Source organism: Mesorhizobium sp. M1307 (assembly GCF_040318155.1).
Classification (GTDB): domain Bacteria; phylum Pseudomonadota; class Alphaproteobacteria; order Rhizobiales; family Rhizobiaceae; genus Mesorhizobium.
This window is the reverse complement of sequence record NZ_JAMYLR010000008.1, coordinates 176,650-202,674: the sequence shown is the minus strand read 5'-3', so window position 1 is coordinate 202,674 and position 26,025 is coordinate 176,650. Positions and strand designations below refer to the sequence as shown.

General features: G+C 63.6%; 22 protein-coding genes and 1 tRNA gene. 14 read left to right on the top strand and 9 right to left on the bottom strand.

Going from position 1 to position 26,025, the window contains the following annotated elements; all coding sequences use genetic code 11:
* Positions 1 to 34 precede the first annotated feature (34 nt).
* Genes NKH16_RS13025 through NKH16_RS13005 form a run of 5 tightly spaced genes read left to right on the top strand, consistent with a single transcriptional unit; the run spans position 35 to position 5,232 of the window.
* Positions 35 to 1,576, top strand: a complete 1,542-nt coding sequence (locus tag NKH16_RS13025) for a sugar ABC transporter ATP-binding protein (protein ID WP_502911694.1) — start codon at positions 35 to 37, stop codon at positions 1,574 to 1,576.
* On the top strand, positions 1,573 to 2,550 hold the full coding sequence (locus tag NKH16_RS13020) for an ABC transporter permease (RefSeq protein ID WP_352899731.1): 978 nt from the start codon (positions 1,573 to 1,575) through the stop codon (positions 2,548 to 2,550). Before NKH16_RS13025 ends, NKH16_RS13020 begins: the two co-directional genes overlap by 4 nt.
* Positions 2,547 to 3,548 carry an ABC transporter permease gene (locus tag NKH16_RS13015; protein ID WP_352448661.1) on the top strand — a complete coding sequence of 334 codons (1,002 nt, stop codon included), beginning with the start codon at positions 2,547 to 2,549 and terminating at the stop codon, positions 3,546 to 3,548. Before NKH16_RS13020 ends, NKH16_RS13015 begins: the two co-directional genes overlap by 4 nt.
* Positions 3,548 to 3,865, top strand: a complete 318-nt coding sequence (gene rhaM / locus NKH16_RS13010) for an L-rhamnose mutarotase (RefSeq protein WP_352448660.1) — start codon at positions 3,548 to 3,550, stop codon at positions 3,863 to 3,865. Before NKH16_RS13015 ends, rhaM begins: the two co-directional genes overlap by 1 nt.
* On the top strand, positions 3,862 to 5,232 hold the full coding sequence (locus tag NKH16_RS13005; protein WP_352838438.1) for an FGGY-family carbohydrate kinase: 1,371 nt from the start codon (positions 3,862 to 3,864) through the stop codon (positions 5,230 to 5,232). Before rhaM ends, NKH16_RS13005 begins: the two co-directional genes overlap by 4 nt.
* Positions 5,233 to 5,268: 36 nt before the next feature.
* Here the strand turns inward: NKH16_RS13005 and NKH16_RS13000 are convergent, their stop codons facing one another.
* Positions 5,269 to 6,519: a D-amino acid dehydrogenase gene (locus NKH16_RS13000; protein ID WP_352457738.1), complete on the bottom strand. Its 1,251-nt coding sequence runs from the start codon at positions 6,517 to 6,519 to the stop codon at positions 5,269 to 5,271.
* 43 nt (positions 6,520 to 6,562) lie between these two features.
* Positions 6,563 to 7,558, bottom strand: coding sequence for a UDP-glucose 4-epimerase GalE (gene galE / locus NKH16_RS12995; RefSeq protein ID WP_352448657.1), 996 nt, complete (start codon positions 7,556 to 7,558; stop codon positions 6,563 to 6,565).
* 265 nt (positions 7,559 to 7,823) lie between these two features.
* Here galE and hemA point away from each other — a divergent pair, with 265 nt between their 5' ends.
* Positions 7,824 to 9,101 carry a 5-aminolevulinate synthase gene (gene hemA, locus NKH16_RS12990; protein ID WP_352448656.1) on the top strand — a complete coding sequence of 426 codons (1,278 nt, stop codon included), beginning with the start codon at positions 7,824 to 7,826 and terminating at the stop codon, positions 9,099 to 9,101.
* 150 nt (positions 9,102 to 9,251) lie between these two features.
* On the opposite strand, the gene NKH16_RS12985 is transcribed toward hemA, so the two are convergent.
* Both NKH16_RS12985 and mscL read right to left on the bottom strand, forming a co-directional pair.
* Positions 9,252 to 10,418, bottom strand: coding sequence for a pyridoxal phosphate-dependent aminotransferase (locus tag NKH16_RS12985; RefSeq protein ID WP_352899727.1), 1,167 nt, complete (start codon positions 10,416 to 10,418; stop codon positions 9,252 to 9,254).
* A gap of 111 nt (positions 10,419 to 10,529) precedes the next feature.
* A complete protein-coding gene (mscL, locus tag NKH16_RS12980) occupies positions 10,530 to 10,952 on the bottom strand; it encodes a large conductance mechanosensitive channel protein MscL (RefSeq protein ID WP_352457754.1) in 423 nt (140 codons plus the stop codon).
* A gap of 232 nt (positions 10,953 to 11,184) precedes the next feature.
* On the opposite strand from mscL, the gene NKH16_RS12975 reads away from it, so the two are divergent.
* Entirely contained in the window at positions 11,185 to 14,673 is a 3,489-nt protein-coding gene (locus tag NKH16_RS12975) for a PAS domain-containing hybrid sensor histidine kinase/response regulator (protein ID WP_352899724.1), read from the top strand.
* 3 nt (positions 14,674 to 14,676) lie between these two features.
* On the opposite strand, the gene NKH16_RS12970 is transcribed toward NKH16_RS12975, so the two are convergent.
* Positions 14,677 to 15,339, bottom strand: a complete 663-nt coding sequence (locus tag NKH16_RS12970) for a response regulator (RefSeq protein ID WP_473556440.1) — start codon at positions 15,337 to 15,339, stop codon at positions 14,677 to 14,679.
* A gap of 118 nt (positions 15,340 to 15,457) precedes the next feature.
* Positions 15,458 to 15,889, bottom strand: a complete 432-nt coding sequence (locus NKH16_RS12965; RefSeq protein WP_352448652.1) for a hypothetical protein — start codon at positions 15,887 to 15,889, stop codon at positions 15,458 to 15,460.
* A gap of 126 nt (positions 15,890 to 16,015) precedes the next feature.
* Here NKH16_RS12965 and NKH16_RS12960 point away from each other — a divergent pair, with 126 nt between their 5' ends.
* Both NKH16_RS12960 and NKH16_RS12955 read left to right on the top strand, forming a co-directional pair.
* Positions 16,016 to 16,366 carry a DUF952 domain-containing protein gene (locus NKH16_RS12960; protein WP_023677366.1) on the top strand — a complete coding sequence of 117 codons (351 nt, stop codon included), beginning with the start codon at positions 16,016 to 16,018 and terminating at the stop codon, positions 16,364 to 16,366.
* Complete coding sequence (locus NKH16_RS12955) at positions 16,363 to 17,439, top strand: quinone-dependent dihydroorotate dehydrogenase (protein ID WP_352835301.1); 1,077 nt, start codon at positions 16,363 to 16,365, stop codon at positions 17,437 to 17,439. Before NKH16_RS12960 ends, NKH16_RS12955 begins: the two co-directional genes overlap by 4 nt.
* Positions 17,440 to 17,442: 3 nt before the next feature.
* Here the strand turns inward: NKH16_RS12955 and NKH16_RS12950 are convergent, their stop codons facing one another.
* Positions 17,443 to 18,867: an MATE family efflux transporter gene (locus tag NKH16_RS12950; RefSeq protein ID WP_352899756.1), complete on the bottom strand. Its 1,425-nt coding sequence runs from the start codon at positions 18,865 to 18,867 to the stop codon at positions 17,443 to 17,445.
* Positions 18,868 to 18,917: 50 nt separating this feature from the next.
* On the opposite strand from NKH16_RS12950, the gene NKH16_RS12945 reads away from it, so the two are divergent.
* Positions 18,918 to 19,820 (top strand): histone deacetylase family protein, encoded by a 903-nt coding sequence (locus NKH16_RS12945; RefSeq protein WP_352899719.1) that lies wholly within the window; start codon positions 18,918 to 18,920, stop codon positions 19,818 to 19,820.
* Between the two features lie 4 nt (positions 19,821 to 19,824).
* Here the strand turns inward: NKH16_RS12945 and NKH16_RS12940 are convergent, their stop codons facing one another.
* Entirely contained in the window at positions 19,825 to 20,088 is a 264-nt protein-coding gene (locus tag NKH16_RS12940; RefSeq protein ID WP_023677362.1) for a DUF6460 domain-containing protein, read from the bottom strand.
* Positions 20,089 to 20,219: 131 nt separating this feature from the next.
* Between NKH16_RS12940 and NKH16_RS12935 the strand changes: the two genes are divergently transcribed.
* Positions 20,220 to 20,293, top strand: a tRNA-Gly gene (locus NKH16_RS12935).
* A gap of 314 nt (positions 20,294 to 20,607) precedes the next feature.
* Here NKH16_RS12935 and NKH16_RS12930 read toward each other — a convergent pair.
* Entirely contained in the window at positions 20,608 to 21,597 is a 990-nt protein-coding gene (locus NKH16_RS12930) for a LysR family transcriptional regulator (protein WP_352448650.1), read from the bottom strand.
* A 317-nt stretch (positions 21,598 to 21,914) separates the two neighbouring features.
* Here NKH16_RS12930 and chvE point away from each other — a divergent pair, with 317 nt between their 5' ends.
* The 3 genes from chvE to mmsB all read left to right on the top strand — a co-directional run bounded on the left by chvE (position 21,915) and on the right by mmsB (position 25,900).
* Complete coding sequence (gene chvE, locus NKH16_RS12925; RefSeq protein WP_254816339.1) at positions 21,915 to 22,979, top strand: multiple monosaccharide ABC transporter substrate-binding protein; 1,065 nt, start codon at positions 21,915 to 21,917, stop codon at positions 22,977 to 22,979.
* 99 nt (positions 22,980 to 23,078) lie between these two features.
* Entirely contained in the window at positions 23,079 to 24,611 is a 1,533-nt protein-coding gene (mmsA, locus tag NKH16_RS12920; RefSeq protein ID WP_352899716.1) for a multiple monosaccharide ABC transporter ATP-binding protein, read from the top strand.
* Positions 24,608 to 25,900 carry a multiple monosaccharide ABC transporter permease gene (gene mmsB, locus NKH16_RS12915; protein ID WP_352899713.1) on the top strand — a complete coding sequence of 431 codons (1,293 nt, stop codon included), beginning with the start codon at positions 24,608 to 24,610 and terminating at the stop codon, positions 25,898 to 25,900. The genes mmsA and mmsB overlap by 4 nt, the downstream gene beginning before the upstream one ends.
* The last annotated feature ends 125 nt before the right edge of the window (positions 25,901 to 26,025 follow it).

Below are 26,025 nucleotides of genomic sequence, written 5' to 3'. Positions count from 1 at the left end.
TCAAACGAACCTTGCTACAGGGCTTGATACGATTATGGACACGACAGCCCAGCACGAAATGGCAAATGAAGCGCCTTTGTCATCCGGACCGCGCCTGACGCTGTCCGGCATCTCGAAAAGCTTTCCCGGCGTGCGGGCGCTGCACAATGTCGGCCTGTCGCTCTATCCCGGCCAGGTAACCGCGCTGATCGGCGAAAACGGCGCCGGCAAGTCGACGCTGGTCAAGATCATGACCGGCATCTACCAGCCGGATGCTGGCACGATCAGCATCGACGGCCAGCCGGTCACACTGCCCAGCGCCCACGCCGCGTTCGGGCATGGCATCACCGCCATCCACCAGGAAACCGTGCTGTTCGACGACCTGACGGTGGCCGAAAACATCTTCCTCGGCCATGCGCCGCGCACGCGTTTCAAAACCATCGACTGGCGCACCATGCGCAAGAATGCCCGCGAGGTGCTCGACACGATGGGCGCCGGCCATATCGACGCCGACGCCAGGCTGAAGGATCTCGGCATTGCCAACAAGCACCTAGTCGCGGTTGCCCGCGCCATGTCCATCGACGCGCGGATCGTCATCATGGACGAGCCGACGGCAGCGCTTTCGATGAAGGAGATCGAAGAGCTTTTCCTGCTGATCGAATTCCTCAAGAGCGACGGCAAGGCGATCCTGTTCATCAGCCACAAATTCGATGAGATCTACCGCATCGCCGACCGCTATACCGTGTTCCGCGACGGCGAGATGGTCGGCGAAGGCCTGATCAAGGACGCCGGCCAGAGCCAGATCGTGCGCATGATGGTCGGCCGCTCGGTCGATCACATCTTTCCGCAGCGCAAGGCCGAGATCGGCGCGCCGGTGCTGGCCGTCTCCGGCCTGTCGCACCCGACCGAGTTCGACGACATAGGCTTCGAGCTGCACAGGGGCGAAATCCTCGGCTTCTACGGCCTTGTCGGCGCCGGGCGCAGCGAGGTGATGCAGGCGATATCAGGCATCACCCGCACCAGCGGCGGCACGATCACGCTGGAGGGTAAGGCAATCGCGCCGAAATCGGCGGCGGATTCGATCGACGCCGGCATCGTCTATGTGCCGGAGGAGCGCGGCAAGCAAGGCGTGGTGATCGGCCTGCCGATCTTCCAGAATGTCTCGCTGCCCTCGCTCAAACGGACATCCAAATCCGGCATATTGCGGCTGGCCGAAGAGTTCGCGCTGGCCCGCTCCTATACCGAGCGGCTCGATCTGCGCGCCTCCTCGCTCAGCCAGGACGTCGGCACGCTGTCGGGCGGCAACCAGCAGAAGATCGTCATCGCCAAATGGCTGGCGACCGCGCCCAAGGTGATCATCCTGGACGAGCCGACCAAGGGCATCGACATCGGCTCGAAGGCGGCCGTGCACGGCTTCATGGCCGAGCTCGTCGCGCAAGGCCTGTCGGTGATCATGGTGTCGTCCGAATTGCCGGAAATCCTCGGCATGTCGGACCGCGTCGTCGTTATGCGCGAGGGCCGCATTGCCGCGGTCTATGACAATAAAGGGCTCGACGCCGAAACCTTGGTCAGGACGGCAGCGGGGATCGCGGCATGAAGGCTCTTCTCAAATGCCGCGAGGTCTGGCTGCTGGCGGCAATCGTCGTGCTGATCGGGCTGATCTCCACGCGGTTTCCAGGTTTTGCCGATCCGGCCAACCTGCGCCAGGTGTTCAACGACACGTCGATCCTGATGATCCTGGCGCTCGGCCAGATGGTCGTCATCCTGACCCGCTCGATCGACCTGTCGATGGCTTCAAATCTCTGCTTCACCGGCATGGTGGTGGCAATGCTGAACGCCGCGCATCCGGCGATCCCGATCCCGCTGCTGATCGTCATCGCACTTCTGGTCGGCCTGGTGCTCGGCGCCATCAACGGCCTGCTGGTATGGCGGCTGAACATTCCCTCGATCGTGGTAACGCTCGGCACCCTCACCATCTACCGCGGCGCCACGTTCGTCATTTCAGGCGGCGCCTGGGTCAACGCCGACCAGATGAGCGCTGATTTCATCGGGTTGCAGCGCGCGGCTTTCCTCGGCATTCCGGTACTGTCGTGGATCGCCCTGCTGGTTATTGCACTGTTCTTCCTCGTGATGACTCGCACCGCGCTCGGCCGCTCGATCTATGCCATTGGCGTCAACCCGACAGCATCGGTCTATGCCGGCATCGATGTCGGCCGGACGAAATTCATCGTCTTCTGCATCTCGGGGATGATCGGCGGCCTCTGCGGCTATCTGTGGATCTCGCGCTACGTCATCGCCTCGGTCGAGGTCGCTAACGGCTATGAGCTCAATATCATCGCCGCCTGCGTCATCGGCGGCATTTCGATTGCCGGCGGCATCGGTTCGGTCGGCGGCGCGGTGCTCGGCGGGCTGTTCCTCGGCATCATCTCCAACGCGCTGCCGGTGATCAACATCTCACCGTTCTGGCAGATGGCGATTTCAGGCAGCGCCATCATCCTGGCCGTGGTGCTCAACGCGCGCGGCGAACGCCGGCAAGGCCGCATCATCCTCAAGAAGGCGGAAGCGGCATGACCGACACCCCTGCCCCACGCCATATTCCCGACCGGCTCGACAAGCCGCTGACGTCGGCGATCTTCTCATGGGAGGCGCTGCTGGTCGTCGTGGCGGTTGCCATCTTTGCCGTCAACAGCTTTGCCTCGCCCTATTTCCTCGACGCGTGGTCGCTGTCGGACCTGACCTTCAACTTCACGGAAAAGGCGCTGATCGCGCTGGCCATGGCGCTGCTGATCATCTCCGGCGAAATCGACCTGTCGGTGGCCGCCATCATCGCGCTGGCGTCAACAATGATGGGCATGGCGGTGCAGGCCGGCGCCGGCATGCCTGAACTGGTGGCAATCGGCCTCGTCGTCGGGCTCGGCTGCGGCGCCTTCAACGGACTGCTCGTCACCAGGCTCGGCTTGCCGTCGATCGTCGTCACCATCGGCACGATGAGCCTGTTTCGCGGCATTGCCTTCATCATCCTGGGCGACCAGGCCTACAAGGGCTATCCCGCGAGCTTCGCCTTCTTCGGCCAGGGCTATGTCTGGTGGGTGGTGTCGTTCGAACTGACGCTTTTCCTGATCGCGGCAGTCGTCTACTGGTTCCTTCTGCACCGGACGAGCTTCGGCCGCCGGGTCTTTGCCATCGGCAACAACCCGGTCGCGGCGCAGTTTTCCGGCGTACGCGTCGGCCGTATCAAATTCATCCTGTTTTGCCTGACCGGCCTGATGGCGGGCATCGCCTCGGTGCTGATCACATCGCGGCTCGGCTCGACCCGGCCGTCCATCGCACAGGGCTACGAGCTGGAAGTCATCACCATGGTGGTGCTCGGCGGCGTCAGCATCCTGGGCGGCGCCGGCAGCATTCTGGGTGTGGTGCTGGCCGCCTTCATCATGGGACTGGTGACCTTCGGCCTCGGCCTGCTCAACGTGCCGGGGATCGTTATGTCGATCTTCATCGGCCTGCTGCTGATCATCGTCATCGCGCTGCCGATCCTGTGGCGGCGAGTACGGCGGGAGCGCTTTGCCTGATGCCGGAGAAATACGCGTTCAAGATGAAGCTCAATCCGGGCATGAAGGCCGAATACAAGAGGCGCCACGACGACATCTGGCCGTCGCTGGTCGCGCTGCTCAAGCAGGCCGGTATCTCCGATTACTCGATCCATCTCGACGAAGAGACCAACACCTTGTTCGGCGTGCTGTGGCGCCGTGACGACCATGGCATGGACGAATTGCCGAAGCATCCGGTGATGCAGCGTTGGTGGGCCGAGATGGCGGACATCATGGAGACCAAGCCGAACAACGAGCCGGTGGCGGTGCCGCTGGAAACAATGTTCCATATGGAATGACCCGCCACGTCGCCGTCATCGATATCGGCAAGACCAACGCCAAGGTGGCGCTGGTCGATCTTGCCGCGGCAAGCGAAGTCGCGCTGCGCAGGATGGTGAACGAGCCGGTTCGGCAAGGCCCGTACCCGCACCATGACGTCGAGCGGTTATGGGCGTTTATCCTTGGCAGCCTGGCCGAGATCGATCGCGAGCAGCGCATCGATGCGATATCGATCACCACCCATGGCGCTACGGGCGTGCTGGTCGACGCATCAGGCGAACTGGCGCTGCCGGTGCTCGACTACGAATTCGACGGGCCGGATGCCCTTGCCGGGGACTATGACACGATCCGTCCGGCGTTCTCCGAGACCGGCACGCCGCGCCTGCCGGCCGGCCTCAATCTCGGCGCGCAGCTGTTCTGGCAGCAGAAGCGCTTTCCGGCGGATTTCGCCAGAACCGCCGCGATCCTGATGTATCCGCAATACTGGGCCTTGCGCCTGACCGGCGTCGCCGCCAGCGAGGTGACTTCGCTCGGCTGCCACACCGATCTGTGGAACCCGTGGAAAGCGGATTTTTCGTCGCTGGTCGACCGGCTGCAATGGCGCCGGCTAATGGCGCCGGTGCGGCAGGCCAAGGACCGCTTGGGCCCGATCCTGCCCGCTCTCGCGCGGCAAACCGGCCTCGACCCGCAAACGCCGGTGTTTTGCGGCCTGCACGATTCCAACGCCTCGCTGCTGCCGCATCTCCTGTCCGACAGACCGCCTTTCTCCGTGGTCTCGACCGGCACCTGGGTGGTGTCGATGGCAGTCGGCGGCAACAAGATCGCGCTCGACCCGGCACGCGATACGCTGGTCAATGTCAACGCGCTCGGCGATCCCGTGCCCTCGGCGCGCTTCATGGGTGGCCGCGAGTTTTCCGTGCTGACCGAGGGCCAATCGGAGAACTGGACGGAAGACGATGTTGCCACGGTGCTAGCGCGCAAGACGTCCCTATTGCCCTCGACCCAACAGGGTTCGGGGCCGTTTCCGCATCATACCGCATCATGGCTTAACGCGGACGGTATGAGCGTCGGCCAGCGCTTTGTCGCCATCTCGTTCTACCTGGCGCTGATGACCGCGACCTGCCTCGACCTGATCGGCGCGGACGGTCCCACCATCGTCGAAGGACCCTTCGCCCGCAACCGGCTGTTCACCCGCATGCTGGCTGCGGCGGCGGCGCGCGCCGTCATTGCCTCCGAGGCTGCGACAGGCACCAGCATCGGCGCCGCCTTGCTGGCGTCGGACCAGGGGACACCGCAAGGCAGAGGCGAAAGGACCGAACCGTCGGCCGATCCACTCTGGACAAGTTACGTACGCTCCTGGCGTTCGGCGGTCGACGAACGAACCTGACCGCCGAGCTCATGGCGCCCTGATGTCTGGAGATGCCTAGTTCCTGTAGAGCAATCCTTGCGGATCGATCTCCGGCTTGCGGCCGGCGACCACGTCAGCAAGGAATTTTCCCGAACCGCAGGCCATGGTCCAGCCGAGATGGCCGTGGCCGGTGTCGAGGTAGAGATTGTCGTACCGCGCCCGGCCGATGACCGGCACGGAGTTCGGCATCATCGGGCGAAGTCCAGCCCAGAGCTCAGCCTTGCTCTCGTCGAAAGCGCCGGGGAACAGGTCCTTGCCGGTGTTCAGGATCGAGTTGAAATCACGTGGCTTGAACGTGCGGTCGAACCCGGTGAACTCCGCCGTCGAGGACATCCGCAGCCGATTTCCCAGCCTGGAATAGCCGATCAGCCGGTCCTCGTCGGCGCCGCCCATGATCGGCCCCTTGCTTCCATCTTCCAGTGGAACAGTCACGGTATAGCCCTTCACGGGATAGACGGGCAGGTCGATGCCGTAGCGGCGGCCGAGCAGACCGCTCTCCGGCCCCATGGAAATGACCACCGCGTCGCCGATTATCGGGCCGGCCGAGGTCATCACCGCGCGCACTCGGCCACCGTCGATGTCGAGGCCTTCGACAGTGGTGCCGTAGAGGAATTGGACGCCGAGTTTCTCGGCGGCATAGGCAGCGAGGCGCTGCGTGAATTGGCTGGAGTCGCCGGTCTGGTCGATCGGCGAATAGACGCCGCCGGCTATCTTGTCCTTGGCGCCGGCAAGGCCGGGCTCGAGCTCGACCAGCCGTTCGCGGCCGACGATCTCGATCGGCAGGCCGTGTTCGCCGAGATAGCGATAATTGTCGGTGCCGGTATCGAAGCTCTGCTGCGAGCGGAAGAAATAGAGAATGCCTTTCTTGCGCTCGTCGTAGTGGATGCCGGTTTCGGCGGAGACGGCGTTGATGCAGTCGCGCGAATAGAGCGCCAGACGCAGCTTGACGTCGGTGTTGGCGCGCATGCGCTTATGCGTGCATTGGCGCAGGAAGCGCAGGCTCCAGGCGAAAAAATACGGATCGAAGCGCAGCCGCACCTTGATGCCGAGATCGTGGTTGTAGAGGCCGCGCAGGAACGTCTTCAGCGCGGCGGGCGAGGCCCAGGCGGTGGCGTCTCCGGGCGACACCAGGCCGGCATTCGACCGGCTGGTGCCGCGTGCTGCCGCCGGATGGCGCTCGATCACCGTCACCTCATGGCCGTCGCTGGCCAGATAATAGGCCGCCGCCGTACCGACGACGCCGGCCCCAAGCACCAGGATTTTCATTCCGCCCCCAGCGCGCTGAACCAACCTTTGCGGAGAGCCCACTTCACCCCAGAGCCGAATTCTTGCTGGTCAGGATGCGCTCCCAGGCAAGCGCATCGGCAACTATCTGGTCGAGGTTGTCGCGCTGCGGGGTCCAGCCGAGCTCGCCGCGCGCCAGCTCCGAATTGGCGACGACCGCGGCGGCGTCGCCGGCGCGGCGATCGCCCATCCGCACGTCGAAATCATGGCCGAAGACGCGGCGGACGCTGTCGATGACCTCGAGCACCGAATAGCCGTGGCTGTAACCACAATTGGCGACCAGGCTCGATCCGCCGGCACGCAGCCGCTGAAGCGCCAGCCGATGCGCCGCCGCCAGGTCGCTGACGTGGATGTAGTCGCGCATGCAGGTACCGTCCGGTGTCGGATAGTCGGTGCCGAACACCTGCATGAAGGGGCGCTTGCCGAGCGCCGTCTCGCAAGCGACCTTGATCAGATGCGTGGCACCGGGCGTCGATTGGCCGGTGCGGCCCTTCGGATCGGCGCCGGCGACGTTGAAATAGCGCAGCGCCGTATAGCGCAACCCATGGGCAATCGCCGCGTCGCGCAGCATCCATTCGCTCATCAGCTTGGACAGGCCATAGGGCGATTCCGGCGCAAGCCGGGCATCCTCGCGCACCGGCTCCAGGCCGGCGCCGCCATAGACGGCGGCGGTCGAGGAAAAGATGAAATTGGGCACGCCTTCGCGCACCGCGGTCTCGATCAAGGTGCGCGTCTTGCAGGTGTTGTTCTCGTAATAGGCAAGCGGGTCGGCAACCGATTCGGGGACCACGATCGAGCCGGCGAAATGGATGATCGCGTCGACCTTATTGTCGCGAATGATCGAGGCGACCAGTTCCCTGTCGGCGACGTCGCCGACGACGAGCTTTGCTTCCGGGGCCACCGCCCATTCAAAGCCGGTGGAAAGCCGGTCGAGGACGACGACGTTGTCGCCCGTGTCCAGCAATTCCCAGACCATATGGCTACCGATATAGCCGGCCCCGCCTGTCACCAAAACCGTCATCCGCATCCTCGCTATTCATGATTTATCGGAACTGTCTTAATCGTCGCCGTACTGGAAAATCTGCCGCCAGGCCATTAAAACCTGCGGTAACCAGTCTCATCGGCGCGTGGCATTGTCCTGAAACAAGATTGATCCACATCAAGGGAATAGGCCACGTTCCGTGGTCGTTAGGAACAGGCACGGGGCGTGGCATTTTGACCAAAAAGGCCAGGTGGACGCCGAAAAGGCCAATGACTATGATCCCGCGCAAAACTGGGAAGGCGACATGAACTATCAGCGGTTCTTCGAGGAAGCGATCGACCAGCTCCATGCGGAGCGTCGCTACCGCGTCTTCGCCGACCTTGAGCGTATCGTCGGGAAATTCCCGCGCGCCATCTGGCGCGCCAATGGCCGCGCCGAGGAAATCACCGTCTGGTGCTCCAACGACTATCTCGGCATGGGCCAGCATCCCGACGTCATTGCCGCGTTCCAGAAGGCGGCAGGCAAGATGGGGTCGGGGGCCGGCGGCACCCGCAACATTTCCGGCACCAGCAACCCGCTGGTCGAGCTCGAACTGGAGCTGGCCGACCTGCACGACAAGGAAGCCGCACTGGTTTTCACCTCCGGCTTTGTTTCCAACGAGGCGTCGATCTCGACCATTGCAAAGCTGCTTCCCAATTGCCTGATCATCTCGGACGAGCTCAACCACGCTTCGATGATCGAGGGCGTGCGGCGCTCGGGCGCCGAGAAGAAGATCTTCCGCCATAACGACGTCGCGCATCTCGAAAGCCTGCTGCAGACGGCCGGCCGCGAGCGCGCCAAGCTGATTGTCTTCGAGAGCGTCTATTCGATGGACGGCGACATCGCGCCGATCAAGCAGATCGTCGATCTCGCCGAGCGCTACAACGCCATGACCTACATCGACGAGGTCCACGCCGTCGGCATGTACGGGCCGCGCGGCGGCGGCATCACCGAGCGCGAAGGGCTGGCCGACCGCATCGACATCATCGAGGGCACACTGGCCAAGGCGTTCGGCACGCTTGGCGGCTACATCGCCGGCAACACTGCGGTGATCGACGCGGTGCGCTCCTATGCGCCGGGCTTCATCTTCACCACGGCGTTGCCGCCGGCGATCGCTGCCGCGGCAACCACCTCGATCCGCCATCTCAAGCGCTCGCAGGCCGAGCGCGATGCGCAGCTGCGTCAGGCGACACGGACCAAGCAAGTGCTGGCCGCGGCCGGCCTGCCGGTGATGGAGTCGCCTACCCACATCGTGCCCCTTCTGGTCGGCGATCCCGAGCTCTGCAAGATGGCCAGCGACCGCCTGCTCGGTGTGCACGGCATCTACATCCAGCCGATCAACTACCCGACGGTGCCGCGCGGCACCGAGCGGCTGCGCATCACGCCTACACCGTTCCATTCGGACGCGTTGATTGCGTCCCTGCAGGACGCGCTGGTCGAGACATGGGATGCGTTGGGGATTCCCTACGGTTCGGCGGGCCGACCGTCGGTCGCCAAGAGCGACCGCGTCATTCCGTTGCTGGTGCCGAAGTCGGGCGGGTGAAGCCCGTTTGAAACTCTACTCCGGCGGCCATCTGACGCGGCTTTCTGCGCTTCCGGTGCTCACGGACCCAAATGTCCGCTGCGCTCCGGTTCTCGAAACCCACTCCAGCTGACTCGCCGGAGCGAGTTTCAACTCGGGCTTCGAGGCAGCTCACACACTCTTCATCCATTTCGCCAGCCGGTGTGCGGCTTCCTCGAGCTGGTCGAGGCGGCGGTGGAAGCACAGCCTGAGGAAGGCTTCGCCGCCGGGGCCGAAGGCGGTGCCGGGAGCCAGGCCGACATTGGCGCGGTCGACCATGTCGAAGGCGGCAGCGCGGGAATCGGAGATGCCGTCGACCGCGAAGAACAGATAGAATGCGCCCTGCGGCACGGTGAACCGCGCCCTGCCGGTTTCGGCGAGAATGCCGCACACCAGGTCGCGCGCCGCCCTCGCCCGCTCCACCTGCTCGACGATGAAGGCGTCGCCCTCATCGAGGGCAACGACGGCGCCGCGCTGCATGAACTGCGCAACGCCGGACGTCGAATACTGGACCAGGTTCTCGAACACCTGCTGCAAGGCGGGATGGATCTTGATCCAGCCGATGCGCCAGCCGGTCATCGCCCAGTTCTTGGAAAAGGAATTGACGAACAGGATGCGATCCTCATCGGCCATGATGTCGATGAAGGACGGCGCGCGGCCATGGCCGTAATGAAACAGCGAGTAGATCTCGTCGGCGATGATCCACAGGCCCCTTTCACGGGCAAGGTCGAGGATCGCCTGCAGCGTCTCTTTGTCGGCGGTCCAGCCGGTCGGGTTGGACGGCGTGTTGACGAACAGCGCCTTGGTCCGTGGCGTGATCGCCGCTGCGATCTTGTCGGCATCGCAAGACCAGCCATTGCCCGACTGGTCGAGCGTGACCGCGACCGGCACGGCGCCGGCGACGCCGGCGGCAGCGGCGAAGTTCGGCCATGCCGGCGACAGGTAGACGAGTTCGTCGCCCTTGCCGGCCATCGCATCGATGGCCATCTGGATGGCGTGCATGCCGGAGCCGGTGACGATGAATTCCTCGTTGGCGAAAGTCTTGCCGAAATGCCTGGTATAGTAGCGGGCGAGCGCCTGCCTGAGTTCGGGAATGCCCCGCTGCCAGGTGTAGAAGGTCTCGCCGCCAGCGAGTGCCTTGGCGGCTGCATCGGTGATGAAGGCAGGCGTCGGCAGGTCGCCCTCGCCGGCCCAGAGCGGGATCATGCCGTCGCGGCCGCGGCCACGGTTCATGACGGCGACAATGCCGCTTTCAGGCGCCGCCCGCGCTTCGGCGCGCAGAGTATCGATCAGGGTCATGGATGGGTCCGTTTTCGTTTGCTCGACTGCTAGCGTGTTTCAGGGCGGACGAAAACAGAAAACCCCGGCCGCAAGCGACCGGGGTTTTGGTCCAGAAAGTTACCGCAGGCGCTACTTTCTGGCGAGGAGATCGCGAATTTCGGTGAGCAGCGCGACGTCGGCCGGCGGCGGAGCGGCCGGGGCGGCCGGTTTTTCACGCTCCAGCCGCTGGCGCAGATTGTTCACCGCCTTGACCATCACGAAGATGATGAAGGCGAGGATAAGGAAGTTCAGCGCCACGGTGATGAAGCTGCCATAGGCGAAGACCGCGCCCTGTTTCTTTGCCTCAGCCAGCGATGTGGCGTTAACGGCCGAGGACAAGGGCAGAAAGTAGTTGTTGAAGTCCAATCCGCCCAAAATCGCCCCGATGACCGGCATGATGATGTCGTCGACCAGCGAGGTGACGATCTTGCCGAAGGCAGCGCCAATGATGACGGCGACGGCCAGGTCCATCACATTGCCCCTGGAAATGAATTCCTGAAATTCTTTCAGCATTCGACCCTCCTTGTCCTGACCGGCCGTGCTGCCGTCCACGCCTCGGCATCGACCGGCGGGCAGAATAGCAAAAACCTGCGGTTGCGACAGGCGCAAAGACGTGTTTCCCCGGCCTGGATTGCGCGAAGCCGCGGCCATAATGCGCCGAAAGCCGCGATGGACTCGGTGGCCAAGCTGTGATTGCGTCTGCAAGGCCGGATGAAAAAATCGGCGCAGGGAGGAAGTTCGAGCCGTGCAGGGCTGGTTCATCGTCATCATCGCGATCGCCTATGTGACGTTGCTGTTTGCCATCGCCAGCCTGGGCGACCGGCGCTCGACTTCATCCGGGCCTGGCCGCGCCCGGCCCTTTATCTATGCGCTCAGCCTCGCCATCTACTGCACCTCCTGGACCTTCTTCGGCTCGGTCGGCCTGTCCTCCGAGCGCGGCCTCGAGTTCCTCGGCATCTATATCGGACCGGTGCTGGTGTTCGTGTTCGGCTTTCCGCTGCTGCAGCGCATCGTCAGGCTGGCCAAGACCGAGAAGATCACCTCGATCGCCGACTTTCTCGGTGCCCGCTACGGCAAGAGCTTCGCTGTCGCGGCGATCGCCACACTGATCGCGACCATCGGCGCCGTGCCGTATATCGCGCTGCAATTGAAGGCCATCTCCGGCTCGGTCAGCCTGATGGTCGAGCACTATACCGGCTCGCCGCCGTCGTTCGATCCGTTCGTCAGTGACATCTCGCTGGTCGTGGCCATGCTGCTGGCGCTGTTTGCGGTGCTGTTCGGCACGCGCCATGCCGATGCCACCGAGCACCAGGACGGGCTGGTGCTGGCTGTGGCGGTCGAGACCGTGGTCAAGCTCGCCGCCTTCCTGGCGATCGGCCTGATGGTCACGTTCCTGATCTTCGGCGGGCCAGGCGATATGTTCGACCAGCTCGCCGAAAACACGAAGGTGCGCCAGGCGATGGGCTACAACACCTCGCTCGCTACCTGGCTGGTGCTGACATGCCTGAGCGGCTTTGCCATCCTCATGCTGCCGCGCCAGTTCTACGTCACCATCGTCGAAAACCGCAGCGAGGCCGAGCTGCGCACCGCGACATGGGTGTTTCCGCTCTATCTGGTGGCAATCAACCTGTTCGTGCTGCCGATCGCATTGGCCGGCCTGGAACTGGTCGGCCCCAAGACCAGCAGCGACCTTTACGTGCTGTCGCTGCCGCTGTTCAGCGGCCACGACGTGCTGGCCATGGCCGCCTTCATCGGCGGGCTGTCGGCGGCGACCGCAATGGTGATCGTCGAAAGCGTCGCGCTGTCGATCATGATCTCCAACGACCTGGTCATTCCGCTGTTCGTGAGGCGATTGCTGCGGACCACGACCTCCGAGAACGAGGACTGGTCGACGCTCATCCTCAATGTACGGCGGGCGGCGATCTTCATCATGCTGTTTATCGCCTTCCTCTACTACCGCGAGAGCACCAACAGCGCGCGGCTGTCCTCGATCGGCCTGATGTCGTTCGCCGCGATCGCGCAGTTCGCGCCGGCGTTGATCGGCGGCCTGGTCTGGCGCGGCGCCAACGGCCGGGGTGCCGCACTTGGCATGGTCGCCGGCATCGTCGTCTGGAGCTACACGCTGCTGCTTCCCTCGCTCGTCGCGCCCGATACCGGCATCCTCGTCCACGGCCTGTTCGGCTTAGATGCGTTGCGGCCGCAAGCGCTTTTCGGCACCGTCGCCGAGCCGCTGAACCATGGCGTGCTGTGGAGCCTCTCGATCAACACGCTGTTTTTTGTGTTCGGCTCGCTGTCGCGGGCGTCGGTGCCGCTGGAACGCATCCAGGCGTCGATCTTCGTGCCGCGCGAAGCGGGTCCGCTGCCCAGCCTGCGCCGCTTCCGCACCACCATTACCGTCAACGACCTCAAGGACACGATCGCGCGCTATCTCGGTGTCGAACGGACCGAGCGGTCCTTTCAGTCGTTCGAAAAGAGCAGCGGCACTTCCCTGCTCGGCAACGAACAGGCCAGCATGGACGTCATCCGCTTCTCCGAACAGCTTCTGGCCAGTGCCGTCGGCTCATCCTCGGCGCGGCTGATCCTGTCGCTGCTGCTGCGCCGCAACGACCGCGAATCCAAGGACGCCTTCCGCCTGCTCGACGACGCCACCGAGGCGCTGCAGCACAATCGCGATCTGCTGCAGATCGCACTCGACCAGATGGAACAGGGCATCACTGTCTTCGACCGCGATTTCCGGTTGATTTGCTGGAACCGCCAGTACCGGGCGCTGTTCGACCTGCCCGACGAGATGGGCCAGGTCGGCGTCTCACTCGATCGTATCCTGCGCCACCTTGCCGAGCGCGGTGACATACCGGCAGACCAGCGCGTCACCATGCTCAACCGCCTGACCAGCTTCGTCAGCCCATGGCAGATGGAGCTGAAGACAAGCGGGCGCATCCTGGAATTGCGCTCCAATCCGATGCCGGACGGCGGCATCGTCGCCACCTACGCCGACATTTCCGGACGTGTCGAGCAGGATCTGGCGCTTAAGCGCGCCAACGAATCCCTGGAACAGCGGGTGAAGAGCCGCACCGCCGAGCTCACCCGCGTCAACGAGGAGCTGGCGCAGGCGCAGATGCTGGCCGAGGAGGCCAATCTCGGCAAGACCCGCTTCCTCGCTGCCGCCGGCCACGACATCCTGCAGCCGCTGAACGCCGCCCGCCTCTATTGCTCGTCGCTGATCGAGAAGACCGGCAAGGGACCTGCCGGCAAGGCGGCGATGAACATCGAATCGTCGCTGGAATCGGTCGAGACCATCCTCGGTGCGGTGCTCGACATTTCGCGCCTCGATGCCGGCGCGATGAAGCCGGACGATACGAGCTTCGGCCTCGACGGGCTGCTGCGCCAGATCGGCAACGACTTCCGGCCGCTTGCCGCCGAAAAGAAGCTCGAACTCTCGATCATGCCGTCGTCGCTCAGCGTCATGACGGACCGCAATCTGCTGCGCCGGCTGATCCAGAACCTGGTTTCCAACGCCATCAAGTATACGCGCCGTGGCCGCATCCTGGTCGGCGCGCGGCGGCGCGGCGAACTGGCCGAGATCCAGGTTATCGACACCGGCATCGGCATTGCCGGCGACCAGCTGAACACCGTGTTTCGCGAATTCACCCGGCTGGACGAGGGCGCACGCGAGGCGGAAGGCCTCGGCCTTGGGCTCTCCATTGTCGACCGCATCGCCCGCGTCCTGCGCCTCGAAATCCGGATCTTCTCCAACCCAGGCAAGGGCACACGCTTTTCCGTGTTGCTGCCGGTGGTGGCCGTGCAGGCACCGCGGCGCGAGGCCGAGGCGAAGCCGCCTGCCCGTGCCGCGGCCTCGCTTGCCGGGCTCCATGTGCTCTGCATCGACAACGACGCCCGCATCCTCGACGGCATGCGGCTGCTGCTCGAGGGCTGGGGCTGCAGCGTCGACACGCTTTCCGGCGCGGAGGATCTCGAGAGGTCCGGCATGCATCGGCCGGACATCGTGCTTGCCGACTATCATCTCGACGACAAGACCGGCCTCGAATTGATCGCCCAGTTGCGTGCGATCCATGGCGAGGACCTGCCGGCCGTGCTGGTCACCGCCGACCGCTCCAGCGAGGTTCGCGCCGCTGCCGGCAGGCTGGACGTGCCGGTGATCAGCAAACCACTGAAACCGGCGATGCTGCGCTCGATGATGGCCAGGGTCAGGCCACTGGCGCCGGCGGCCGAATAGGAATCAGCCGGCCGTCTGCAGCGGGTCGCTGCCGATTTTGGACAAAAGGATCACCGCCTGAGTGCGGCTGTCGACGCCGAGCTTCTGCAGGATGGCCGAGACATGCGCTTTGATCGTTGCTTCGGAGACCCCGAGCTCATAGGCGATCTGCTTGTTGAGCAGTCCCTCAGCCAGCATGCCGAGCACGCGCGTCTGCTGTGGGGTCAGCGCCTGCAGCCGCTTGATCAGGTCGGAAATCTCGGGATCGCGCTCGACACCGAGATCGACCCCGGCGGGTGCCGCGATATCACCTGCGAGCACCGACTGCACCGCATTGCGGATCTCCTCCATGCTGGCCGATTTGGAGATGAAGCCGGAGGCGCCGAGATCGAGCGCGCGCCGGATCGTCACCGGATCGTCATGCGCCGAGACCACCATCATCGGCACCGCCGGATGGATGCCGCGCAGCGAAATCAGGCCGGAAAGACCGCTTGCCCCCGGCATCGAGAGATCGAGCAGCACCAGATCGACATCCTCATTGGCCAGGACCAGCGCCTTGGCGCTTTCGAAATCGCCGGCCTCATGAATGGCGGCAACGTCTCCGATGCCCGCGAGAGCCTCCCTCAATGCACCGCGAAAAAGCGGGTGATCATCGGCAATGACGAATGTGTAGCCCAACGGTGATATCCCTCCCCGAATCCCGTTGGCGATTTTCCGCCTTGCAGGATCTGAACGATCATAACACTACGCCTGCTGTTCGGGTGGGCGGCTTGCTATTCCCGCCCCAGGTCTTTTTGCGAATTGCCTAGGTCTTTTGCGAATTGGGCTTGGCGCTGTCTTCGTCCTTGTCCATGTCCTTGACGATGTCCATGAAGCTGCGCAGGAAGCGCTCCATGTAGCCCATCGTCTTGTTGAAATCCTCCTCGCTGGGCAAAGTCGATTCGAAACGCGCGGCAAGCGAATTTTCGAGCTTGGCGACGCGTTCGTCGAGCGCCTTCACCGAATTTTGCAGCCGGTCGACCTCATCTTGTAGGGCGGCACGTTCGTCGGCCGCCGTCTTGCAGACGAGTTGGCCGGAGCGTTCCTCGCAGAGCGACATGGCGCCGGTTTGCGTATCCATGCGGACATAGCCATTGGCCGATTTCTCCAACCGGTAGCGATCGGCTTCCTCGGAAAAGGCCGACGCCGCGACAAGCGACACCAGTGCTGCGGGGATCAAGACGTGTTTCAGACGCATGTTTTCCTCCATGAGCCAGTCAGCGCAATCTATCACAGTTTGCGCCTGAAATGGGGATGAACCTGAAATGGGGAAGAACACGGGCCTGCCCTTCCCCGCGTGGTCGGTTCGGACTATAGCGCAACCATGTCCGAGATCATCTACAAGATAGTTCCCGAGGCGCTGTGGCGCGAGGCTGAAAGAGAAGGCGGCTTCACCGGCGCGCCGATCGACGTCGCCGACGGCTTCATCCATTTTTCTACCGCCGGGCAGGTTCGGGAAACGGCGGCCAAACATTTCGCCGGCCAAAGCCGGTTGCTGCTGGTCGCCGTCGATAGCGCGCGCCTCGGCGATGCGCTGAAATATGAGGTCTCGCGCGGCGGCGCCCTGTTCCCGCATCTCTATGGCGGGCTCGGCCTCGATGCGGTCGTTTCGGTGCAGGCATTGCCGCTCGGCGCTGACGGCCGGCATGAATTCCCGGCGCTGGAGGCCGAATGAGCGCGTTCGACCGGATCGGCCAGAAACTGCTGTTCACGCTCGATCCGGAAACCGCGCATGGGCTGTCGATTGCCGCGCTGAGATGCGGGCTGCCGGTCGCCGGTCGTCCGCCGCAGGACAACAGGTTAAAGGTCAGCCGTTGCGGGCTCGATTTCCCGAACCCGCTCGGCATGGCCGCGGGTTACGACAAGAATGCCGAAGTGCCGGACGCGCTGCTCGGCCTCGGCTTCGGCTTCGCCGAGGTCGGCACGATCACGCCGCTGCCGCAGACGGGCAATCCGAAGCCGCGCATCTTCCGGCTGCCTTCGGACGGGGCAGTGATCAACCGGCTGGGCTTCAACAATGAAGGCCACGCCGCCGCAGAGAAGCGTCTTGCCGCCCGAAAAGGCCGCCCCGGCATCGTCGGCATCAACATCGGCGCCAACAAGGACAGCGCCGACCGCGTCAGTGATTATGAGCGCGGCGTGATCCGGTTCGCGCGATATGCCAGCTATCTGACGATCAATATCTCCTCGCCGAACACGCCGGGCCTGCGCAACATGCAGGCGCGCGACCAGCTTGGCGAGCTCCTGTCGCGGGTCATGGCCGCGCGTGCGGCGGCACCGGCAAAACCGCCCGTGTTCCTCAAAATCGCGCCGGATCTGGTCGAGGCCGAGCTTGAGGACATCGCCGCCGAGATCAGCGACAAGCAAATGGACGGCGTCATCGTCTCCAACACAACGATCGCGCGAGCCGGCCTGAGCAGCGCCGGCCTTGCCGGCGAGACCGGCGGGCTTTCGGGGAAACCCTTGTTCGAACGCTCGACTATCGTGCTGGCAAGGATGCGAAAACTGCTTGGCCCGGATCCCACTATCATCGGCGTCGGCGGCGTCGATTCCGCCGAGACGGCGCTGGAAAAGATCCGTGCCGGCGCCGATCTCGTCCAGCTCTATACCGGCATGATCTATGCTGGGCCCGCGCTGCCGGGGCGCATTCTTTCCGGCATGGCCCGTTTCATGGACAGTCAACGGCTGAAGTCGCTGCGCGAGCTTCGCGACAGCCGCCTCGATCACTGGGCGGCGAAACCGCTTTAGCGATCAGTTAAAGGCTGTGCGCACCCGCAGCCGCAATATGGCGAGCAGGCTGAAGCCGCGTACCAGCAGGAAGACATGCAACGCCGCCCACAAGCCGTGATTGCCGAATGCCGGCGCCAGAATCAGCAGCGCGGCGCTGAACGACAGGAACGACACCAGCATCATGTTGCGCATGTCGCGCGACCATGTTGCGCCGATGAAAATCCCGTCCAACTCGAAAGCCAGCGCGCCGCTGAGCGCGGTGAACGCCGCCCAGGGCAGGTAGATGTCGGCAATGGCGCGGACGTCCGTCGCGGTCGTGATCAGGGCGACGAGATCGGTGCCCTCCATCAGGAAGAAGAGCGTCGCCGCGCCCGCCAGCCCGAGCCCCCAAAGCAGCGTCAGCCGCACCGCCTGATCAAACGCCGTGGCGGCACGGGCGCCGATGGCGCGCCCGGCGAGCTGTTCGGCAGCGGTGGCGAAACCATCGAGGAAATAGCCGGCAACCAGGAAGAGGTTCATCAGCACGGCGTTGGCGGCCAGCGTCAGAGTGCCGAATTGTGCGCCCTGGCGCGTGAACAGCGCGAAGGCGGCGAGCAGCGAAAAGGAGCGGATCATGATATCGCGATTGAGCGACATCATGCGCAGGAATGCCGGCAGATCAAGGACGCGGTGGCGCGGCAGCCTGGGCGCCGCCCAAAAGCGCCGGCCGACAATGGCGAGACCAAGCAGCATGGCGACGAATTCGCCGGTGACCGTTGCCCAGGCAACGCCGGCAACGCCCCAGCCGAGCTCCAGGCCAAGCAGGAAGCAGAGGGCGATGTTGATGCCGTTCAGTATCAACTGCAGCATCAGCCCGAGCCCGCCCTCGCCGCGCCCAAGCACGTAACCGAGGATGGCGTAATTGATCAGCGAGAACGGTGCTGCGAGCATCCTGATGCGGATATAGACGTCCATCGCCGCGCTGACGCGCGGTTCGGCGCCTATGAACCATTGCCCGGCGGTGGAGACCAGCGGCGCAAGCGCGGCAAGGACGACGCCGGCGACGACCGCGATCAGCACGGCGCGCCAGAACACCGCCTGCTCCTCCAGCGCATCGCCGCGCCCGAAGGCCTGGGCGACGAGGCCGGTGGTGCCGGAGCGCAGGAAGTTGAAGGTGGTGAAAACGACGTCGAAGATCAGGGCGCCGGCCGCCAGGCCGCCGAGAAGGGCGGCGTCGCCGAACTGCCCAACCACCGCCGTGTCGACAATTCCGAGCAACGGCGTCGTCAGATAGGCAAGCGTCATCGGCACGGCGATGGCGAGCACCGAGCGGTTGGTGACGACGAAGGCCCTGGCTTCGGTGGCGTGGACTTCGGTGGGTAAAGCCTGCTCCAAACGCGTGTTGCTTCCTGTTGCGGCTTGATCGGCTAGCCGATGTGCCCCAGTTTGCGGATCTCGCGCAACCATCCACGCCGCTATGGTCAACCGAAACCCGCCTCTGGCGCACCGCCCGTCCCATGCCCTTGCAGATCGTTCATCATCCCGACTACGACGCCGGCTTCGCCGTCAACCACCGCTTCCCGATGAGCAAATATCCGCTGCTGATGGATGCCTTGCGGGCACGCGGCCTGGCGAAGCCCGAAGCGCTCAACATGCCGGAGGCGGCGCGGCCATCATGGCTGAAGCTTGCCCACGCGGTCGACTATGTCGACCAGGTGCTTGCCTGCGAAGTGCCGGTGGCGATCGAGCGCGAGATCGGCTTTCCCGTGGGACCGCGGGTTTCGCTGAGGGCGCAGCTCGCAACGGCCGGCACGGTGCTGGCAGCGCGGCTGGCGTTGCTGAACGGCATCGCCTGCAACACCGCCGGCGGCAGCCATCATGCACGGCGCGCGCAAGGCGCCGGCTTCTGCACCTTCAACGACGTAGCCGTTGCCGCGCTGGTGCTGCTCGCCGAAGCTGCTGTCCAAAACATCCTGGTCGTCGACCTCGACGTGCATCAGGGCGACGGCACGGCGGATATCCTGAACGACGAGCCGCGCGTGTTTACCTTCTCCATGCATGGCGACCGCAACTACCCCGCGCGCAAGATCGCCTCCGATCTCGATGTCGCCCTGCCCGACGACGCCGACGATGCAGCCTATCTGGAGCGGCTGGACGCCATCCTGCCGGAGCTGTCGGCGCGAAGGCGCTGGGACCTCGTCTTCTACAATGCCGGCGTCGATGTCCATGTCGAGGACCGGCTCGGCAGGTTGTCGCTCACGGATGACGGGCTGCGCGCCCGCGACGATATAGTGATCCGCCATTTCCGCACGCTTGGCATACCGGTATGCGGCGTTATCGGCGGAGGCTATTCGACGGATGTCGCAGCACTTGCTGCACGGCACGCCATCCTGTTCGAGGTGGCGGCGGGCTACGCCTGAAAATTCACTTCCGGTAGTTAGCGATCCTGAGCAGGATGAAGGCCGGCACGACGATCGCGGCACCGAGCAGGATGTAGCCGAGAAAGCGGTCGATGGCGTGGAAGCCCAAATTCCACAGGTCGATGAAGAATTTGCGAATGCCATAAAGCACATCCATCGGCGACCAGCCGAAGGCATTCATGACCAGCCCGACGAGGAACGACACCACAAGCAGCTTCAGGATCACCCGGAGCGGCGTATCGCCGAGAAAGCGGTTCAGTGCGGACAAGCCTGTCTCCACAGTCGGGTGCCGCGATTCGGGCACATGCCTAGAAATACGCAGTTGATAGCCCTGCATCAAGCCGAGCCCTCAAACCGGATTGCGCATCGGCGCCGGGCCATGATATCGGAGGAACCAGCGCGGGTATGATGTAATGGTAGCTTGTCAGCTTCCCAAGCTGAACGCGCGGGTTCGATTCCCGCTACCCGCTCCAGCTTTTGCCCCCGGTGCATTGCACTTGTTCTGGCCAAGCTGAAAACCAGCGGATTTATAGGCAGTTTTACGGCCCGGGCTGGCCGTCTTTCATCTGTTTGGCCGATGTGCCAGTTCGTGGAATATCTCACATTGAGGGTCGGCGGGGCCTCGAATGACCCCAACCGGAAAGTCTACCCTTGGTCCGCTGGCTTCTGCTGGCGGGCCTTTTTTGAGCATCAGGCAGTAGTGGCCGACGTGCATCGGCGCCGCTGCTGGCGGGCCTGTCTGGTCGTCTGGCCGGCCACGGGATGCGCCCGCTACCCGCTCCAACCCTCAGCCCACCTCTCGCAAAATAAAATCGTGCAGCATCTTGGCTGCCGGTGACAGCGCGCGGTTCTTCACCGTGATCAGGCTGTAGGGCCTGACCTCGATGTCGAATTCAGTCTGGACGACATCGATAGCGCCGGCCAGGCCTTCGGGGTTCTGGATGAACTTCGCGACCTGGATCGACACCGGCGCGATGGCGTCGGATTGCGCGACCATGACCAGAGTCAATAGCAGCGAGCTGGTGTTGAGGATGCGGTCCGGCAGCGCGATGTTTCGGTTCAGGAAGTTACTCTCCATCGCCTGGCGCAGCGGCGAGCCGCCCGACTGGAAAACCCAATCATAGGCGGCGGTGTCTTCCAGCCGCACCGCCTTGCCCTTGGTCAGCGGGTGGCCGCGGCGCACGATCAGGCAGGCTTTCTCGACGCCGATGACGCGCGCTTCGAACAGCCGCGGATTGAGGTCGTCGGGGATGCGGGCGATGATGAAATCGTGGCGCGAGGCGATCAGCTCGCGCGCCAGCACGTTCGAGGTCTCGACCTGCATGGTGATTTCGATGCGCGGATAGAGGCGCCGGATCTCGCGGATCGCCGGCACCGCCAGCTCGATCGCCGGCGCCGTGACTGCGCCCAGGAACACCGAGCCGCCTTTGCCCGCCTTGAGCTCGAATATCTCGCGGTCGACCTCGCGCATCTCGAGCAGGATCGATCGCGCGCGCCGTGCCAATGCCTTGCCATAGGGCGTCAGCGTGATGCCGCGCGGCAGCCTTTCGCAGAGCTTGACGTCGAGCACCGCCTCCATCTCGGCGATCATGCGCGAGGCCGCCGGCTGCGAGATGTTCATGACCTGGGCCGCGGCACTCACCCGGCCGTGCTCGTCGAGGGCTGCGATCATGCGCATGTGACGCAGGCTCAAGCCGCTGCGCAGCAAGGTTCCGCCATCACCCGGGATTTCATCGTAACTGGCTGATATTCCGTCAGGATTTCGCAGTGCCGCCATGATTCTTCCCTACTCTTACGCCCGGCGCCCTGGCTGGATCCGGCAGCGTCGTCACTAGCCTAAGCCATATCAGTCTCGATATAGCAACCATCAAAGATCGCATTTGACAGTTATGGCAAAGCGACACACCCTTCGCGCGTCCTGAGGCTTGACGGTCGGTGACGAGGGAAAACTCGTATCGATTGAAACCAGAGTCTCGGGGCCGATTGGGAGGATACCGGAGATCGATTGACGGCAGCGGCGCGTTTGGCGCTCCTGCACGATTGCGCGGCCCACGAAACCCAAGGGTACGCGTCCATCAACCAGGGAGAGTTAATGTGAAGATCATCAAGACACTGGCCGCCGTCGCGGCCCTAGGCATCGCGGCCATGACGCTGCCGGCGCAGGCGGGCGAAGGCCTGATCGGCGTGCTGATGCCCACCAAGACCTCGCAGCGCTGGATCAACGACGGCGACGCCGTCAAGTCCCAGCTCGAGGCTTTGGGCTACACTGTCGACCTGCAGTACGCGCAGGACGACATTCCGAACCAGCTCAGCCAGCTGGAAAACGAAATCACCAAGGGCCCGAAGGCGCTGATCATCGCTTCGATCGACGGCACCACGATGGGCGATGCGTTGCAGAAGGCGAATGACGCCGGCGTTGTCGTCGTCGCTTACGACCGCCTGATCAAGAAGACGCCAAATGTCGACTACTACACCACCTTCGACAATTTCGGCGTCGGCGTCATCCAGGCCAAATCGCTGCTCAAGGGTCTCGGTTATCCCGAGAAGAAGGGCCCGTTCAACATCGAGCTGTTCGGCGGTTCGCCGGACGACAACAATGCGTTCTTCTTCTATAACGGCGCCATGTCGGTTCTTCAGCCGCTGATCGACGACAAGACCCTCGTCGTGAAGTCCGGCCAGATGGGCATGGACAAGGTCGGCACGCTGCGCTGGCTGGCGGCAACCGCCCAGGCCCGCATGGACAATCTGCTCTCCGCCAACTACTCGGACGGCAGCCGCGTCGATGGCGTGCTCTCGCCCTATGACGGCCTGTCGCGCGGCATCATCGCTTCGCTGCGCGCCGTAGGCTACGGCACCGCCGATCAGCCATGGCCGATCGTCACCGGACAGGACGCCGAGACCGCTTCGGTCAAGGCGATCATCGCCGGCGAACAGTATTCGACCGTGTTCAAGGACACCCGCGAACTCGCCAAGGCGACGGTCGAACTCGTCGACAAGGTGCTCTCGGGCGGCAAGCCGGAAGGCCTCGACACCACGACCTACAACAACGACGTCAAGGTCGTTCCCTCGATCCTGTTGACGCCGCATGACGTCGACAAGTCGAACTACCAGGCCCTGGTGGTCGACTCCGGCTACATCAAGGCCGAAGAACTGAAGTAATCGCGGTTACAAAGCCTGGGGTCCTGCGCAGGCAGGGCCCCTTTTCGTTGGCGAGCCAGCCCGGTATTGTTTGCGGACCTCGCAGGAGTGGTATTCTCAATGGCATCGACGATTTTGGAGATGCGCGACATCACCAAGACGTTTCCCGGCGTCAAGGCGCTGTCGAACGTCAAGCTCATGGTCGAGGAAGGCGAGATCCATGCCGTGGTCGGCGAGAACGGCGCCGGCAAGTCGACGCTGATGAAGGTGCTGTCGGGTGTGTATCCGTCCGGCACCTATGACGGCCAGATCATCTATCGCGGCGATGAGTGCCATTTCAAAGGCATCCATGACAGCGAGCGCAAGGGCATCGTCATCATCCACCAGGAGCTTGCGCTGGTGCCGATGCTGTCGATCGCCGAAAACATTTTTCTCGGCAACGAGCACGCCAGATACGGCGTCATCGACTGGAATGCCAATGAGGCGCGCACCAGCGCCCTGCTCAAAAAGGTCGGCCTCAAGGAAGACGCCAACACGCTGATCACCAATATCGGCGTCGGCAAGCAGCAGCTGGTCGAGATCGCCAAGGCGCTCAGCAAGGAAGTGAAGCTGCTCATTCTCGACGAGCCGACCGCGAGCCTGTCCGAAAAGGACAGCCAGGCGCTGCTCGATCTGCTGCTCGAATTCAAGCGGCAAGGCATCACTTCGATCCTGATCTCGCACAAGCTCAACGAGGTGAACCGGGTCGCCGACAAGGTCACCATCATCCGTGACGGGCGGACCATCGAGACGCTGGCCAAGAAGGACATCTCGGAGGACCGGATCATTACCTCGATGGTCGGCCGTTCGCTTGACGACCGCTATCCGCCGCGCGAGCCGAGGATCGGCGAGACCGTTCTCGAAGTGAAAAACTGGTCGGTCTACCACCCCATCCATGCCGAGCGGCAGGTCATCAAGGGTATCAACCTCAACGCCCGCAAGGGCGAAGTGGTCGGCATTGCCGGGCTCATGGGCGCCGGCCGGACCGAGTTTGCAATGAGCCTGTTCGGCCGGTCCTATGGCCGTCGCATCACCGGCGAGGTGTTCCTCAACGGCAAGCCGATCGACGTCTCTTCGGTGAGCAAGGCGGTGGAACACGGCATCGCCTACGTTACCGAGGACCGCAAGACCTACGGTCTCAACCTGATCGACCACATCAAGCACAACATCACGCTGGCCAACCTGCCCGGCGTGTCGCGCCACGGCGTGATCGACGATTTGCGCGAGCTTTCGGTCGCCAACGATTATCGCGGCAGGACCAATATCCGCGCCTCGAGCGTCTACCAGATGACCGGCAACCTTTCTGGCGGCAATCAGCAGAAGGTGGTGCTGTCGAAATGGCTGTTCGCCAATCCGGAAGTGCTGATCCTCGACGAGCCGACACGCGGTATCGACGTCGGCGCCAAGTATGAAATCTATACGATCATCGCGCGTCTCGCCTCCGAGGGTAAGGCAATCATCGTCATCTCGTCGGAAATGCCCGAACTGCTCGGCATCACCGACCGCATCTACGTCATGAACGAAGGACGCATCGTCGGCGAAATGGCGGCAAGCGACGCCAGCCAGGAAAAGATAATGCGCGCCATCGTCCGCGGAGAAGGAAAAGCATCATGAGCACCGAAAGCGCTCCCGGGCCGCAGACCGGCGTTGCCCAGGATCTACAACAGGGACCTCGCATTGCCGTCTCGGCGCTGGTCACCAACCTGCGCGAATACGGGTTGGTGCTGGCGTTGATCGCAATCATGGTGTTCTTCCAGTTCACCACGTCCGGAACGCTGTTCAAGCCGGTGAACCTCAGCAATCTCGTGCAGCAGAACAGCTTCATCATCGTGATGGCGCTGGGCATGCTTCTGGTGATCGTTTCGGGTCACATCGATCTCAGCGTCGGCTCCGTCGCCGGCTTCATCGGCGCACTGGCGGCGATGATGATGGTCATCTGGCCGCTTGGCCCATTGAGCAATCCGCTGGTGGTGTCGATCATCTGCCTGATCGTCGGTGGTGCAATCGGCGCGGCACAAGGCTATTGGATTGCCTATCACCGAATACCGAGCTTTATCGTCACGCTGGCGGGCATGCTGATCTTCCGCGGCATCTGCCAGGCGCTGCTGGGTGGCGGGTCTTCCGTAGGGCCGCTTCCCGTCGGCTTCAAGGCGCTCAGTTCCGGCTTCATTCCGGACCTGATCGGCCCATTGACGCTGATACCGCCAACCGTGAACGCCGCCGGCAAAACCATTGTCGGCAGCGGCCTGACGCTGCACCTGACGACGATCGTGATCGGCCTCGTCGCCGTGCTCGCCTATGCCTTTTTCGGGCTCAGGGCACGGCGCACCCGCGAGAAGCATGGCTACGAAGCCGAGCCCTTCTCGCTGTTCGTCGTCAAGACCCTGGTGATCAGCGCGCTGGCGCTGTTTCTCGTCTACCAATTCGCCACCTATAGGGGCCTCCCCATCGTTCTCATGGTGATGGGCGTGCTGATCGCGTTGTTCGTCTTCGTTACCAAACGCATGACGATCGGCCGTCGCATCTATGCGATGGGCGGCAATGCCAAGGCAGCCCAGCTATCGGGCATCAAGACCGAACGGCTGACGTTGATGGTGTTCATCAATATGGGCGTGCTGTCGGCACTCGGCGGCCTGATTATCGCAGCGCGCCTGGGGCAGGCTGTGCCGGCGGCCGGCCTCGGCAGCGAGCTCGACGTCATCGCCGCGGTGTTCATCGGTGGCGCTTCGGCGATGGGCGGCGTCGGCCAGGTGATCGGCGCGGTGGTCGGCGGCTTCATCATGGGCGTCATGAACAACGGCATGTCGATCATGGGCGTCAATGTCGATTGGCAGCAGGTGGTCAAAGGCCTAGTGCTGCTCGGCGCCGTCGTCTTCGACGTCTACAACAAGAACAAGGCTTGAGAGGCAACCAGGAGGCATACGGGTCACATCGCGGCGCTGCCGGGCGGCGCAAAGAAGTCCCCCGAGGGACCTGATCCGCGAGCGCAATCCGGACGAAGAATTTCAACCGAGGCGCGGACAGGGTC

What these genes read in the sequence shown, in the direction of transcription:
- mmsB (WP_352899713.1), top strand. Translation starts at nt 24,608, where the DNA reads ATGAGCACCGAAAGCGCTCCCGGGCCGCAGACCGGCGTTGCCCAGGAT.
- rhaM (WP_352448660.1), top strand. Translation starts at nt 3,548, where the DNA reads ATGCCGGAGAAATACGCGTTCAAGATGAAGCTCAATCCGGGCATGAAG.
- NKH16_RS13025 (WP_502911694.1), top strand. Translation starts at nt 35, where the DNA reads ATGGACACGACAGCCCAGCACGAAATGGCAAATGAAGCGCCTTTGTCA.
- NKH16_RS12965 (WP_352448652.1), bottom strand. Translation starts at nt 15,889, where the DNA reads ATGCGTCTGAAACACGTCTTGATCCCCGCAGCACTGGTGTCGCTTGTC.
- NKH16_RS13015 (WP_352448661.1), top strand. Translation starts at nt 2,547, where the DNA reads ATGACCGACACCCCTGCCCCACGCCATATTCCCGACCGGCTCGACAAG.
- NKH16_RS13000 (WP_352457738.1), bottom strand. Translation starts at nt 6,519, where the DNA reads ATGAAAATCCTGGTGCTTGGGGCCGGCGTCGTCGGTACGGCGGCGGCC.
- NKH16_RS12960 (WP_023677366.1), top strand. Translation starts at nt 16,016, where the DNA reads ATGTCCGAGATCATCTACAAGATAGTTCCCGAGGCGCTGTGGCGCGAG.
- hemA (WP_352448656.1), top strand. Translation starts at nt 7,824, where the DNA reads ATGAACTATCAGCGGTTCTTCGAGGAAGCGATCGACCAGCTCCATGCG.
- mscL (WP_352457754.1), bottom strand. Translation starts at nt 10,952, where the DNA reads ATGCTGAAAGAATTTCAGGAATTCATTTCCAGGGGCAATGTGATGGAC.
- NKH16_RS12950 (WP_352899756.1), bottom strand. Translation starts at nt 18,867, where the DNA reads ATGGTTGCGCGAGATCCGCAAACTGGGGCACATCGGCTAGCCGATCAA.
- NKH16_RS13020 (WP_352899731.1), top strand. Translation starts at nt 1,573, where the DNA reads ATGAAGGCTCTTCTCAAATGCCGCGAGGTCTGGCTGCTGGCGGCAATC.
- galE (WP_352448657.1), bottom strand. Translation starts at nt 7,558, where the DNA reads ATGACGGTTTTGGTGACAGGCGGGGCCGGCTATATCGGTAGCCATATG.
- NKH16_RS12945 (WP_352899719.1), top strand. Translation starts at nt 18,918, where the DNA reads ATGCCCTTGCAGATCGTTCATCATCCCGACTACGACGCCGGCTTCGCC.
- NKH16_RS12930 (WP_352448650.1), bottom strand. Translation starts at nt 21,597, where the DNA reads ATGGCGGCACTGCGAAATCCTGACGGAATATCAGCCAGTTACGATGAA.
- mmsA (WP_352899716.1), top strand. Translation starts at nt 23,079, where the DNA reads ATGGCATCGACGATTTTGGAGATGCGCGACATCACCAAGACGTTTCCC.
- NKH16_RS12985 (WP_352899727.1), bottom strand. Translation starts at nt 10,418, where the DNA reads ATGACCCTGATCGATACTCTGCGCGCCGAAGCGCGGGCGGCGCCTGAA.
- NKH16_RS12955 (WP_352835301.1), top strand. Translation starts at nt 16,363, where the DNA reads ATGAGCGCGTTCGACCGGATCGGCCAGAAACTGCTGTTCACGCTCGAT.
- NKH16_RS13005 (WP_352838438.1), top strand. Translation starts at nt 3,862, where the DNA reads ATGACCCGCCACGTCGCCGTCATCGATATCGGCAAGACCAACGCCAAG.